General features: G+C 63.3%; 1 protein-coding gene. It reads left to right on the forward strand.

Annotated elements, in window-relative coordinates; genetic code table 11:
* Position 1: 1 nt before the first annotated feature.
* Positions 2-1,190: elongation factor Tu (gene tuf / locus Taqua_RS13050; RefSeq protein WP_144326993.1), on the forward strand; the 1,189-nt coding region annotated here is incomplete at its 3' end.

Here is a 1,190-nt window from a genome sequence, read left to right on the forward strand (position 1 = left end):
CATGGCAAAGGAAAAATTCGAGCGGACCAAGCCGCACGTCAACGTGGGCACGATTGGTCACGTGGACCACGGCAAGACGACGCTGACGGCGGCCATCACGACGGTGCTGGCGTCCAAGTTTGGTGGTCAAGCCAAGAAGTACGACGAGATTGACGCGGCTCCGGAAGAGAAGGCGCGCGGCATCACCATCAACACCGCGCACGTGGAGTACGAGACGGCCAACCGTCACTATGCGCACGTGGACTGCCCCGGCCACGCCGACTACGTCAAGAACATGATCACGGGCGCGGCGCAGATGGACGGCGCGATCCTGGTCGTGTCGGCGGCGGACGGCCCCATGCCGCAGACGCGCGAGCACATCCTGCTGGCGCGCCAAGTGGGCGTGCCTTACATCATCGTCTTCCTCAACAAGTGCGACATGGTCGACGACGCCGAGCTGCTGGAGCTCGTCGAGATGGAAGTGCGCGAGCTGCTGTCCAAGTACGACTTCCCTGGCGACGACATCCCCATCATCAAAGGCTCGGCGCTCAAAGCGCTCGAAGGCGACAAAGGCGAGCTGGGCGAGCAAGCGATCATGAAGCTGGCCGAGGCGCTGGACAACTACATCCCGACGCCGGAGCGCGCCATTGACGGCGCGTTCCTGATGCCGGTGGAAGACGTCTTCTCGATCTCGGGCCGTGGCACCGTGGTGACCGGTCGTATCGAGCGCGGCATCATCAAGGTTGGCGACGAAGTGGAAATCGTGGGTCTGCGCCCGACGCAAAAGACCACCTGCACCGGCGTGGAAATGTTCCGCAAGCTGCTGGACCAAGGCCAAGCGGGCGACAACGTCGGCATCTTGCTGCGTGGCACCAAGCGCGAAGAGGTCGAGCGTGGCCAAGTGCTGGCCAAGCCGGGCTCGATCACGCCGCACACGCACTTCATGGGCGAGGTGTACGTGCTGAGCAAGGAAGAGGGTGGCCGCCACACGCCGTTCTTTAACAACTACCGGCCGCAGTTTTACTTCCGCACCACCGACGTCACTGGGGCCATTGAGCTGCCCAAGGACAAGGAGATGGTGATGCCGGGCGACAACGTCACCATCACCGTCAAGCTCATTGCCCCCATCGCGATGGAAGAAGGCCTGCGCTTTGCCATCCGCGAAGGCGGCCGCACGGTGGGCGCCGGCGTGGTGTCCAAGATCATCGAGT

It is taken from the genome of Tepidimonas aquatica, from assembly GCF_007556585.1.
In the GTDB taxonomy this organism is placed as follows: Bacteria; Pseudomonadota; Gammaproteobacteria; order Burkholderiales; family Burkholderiaceae_C; genus Tepidimonas; species Tepidimonas aquatica.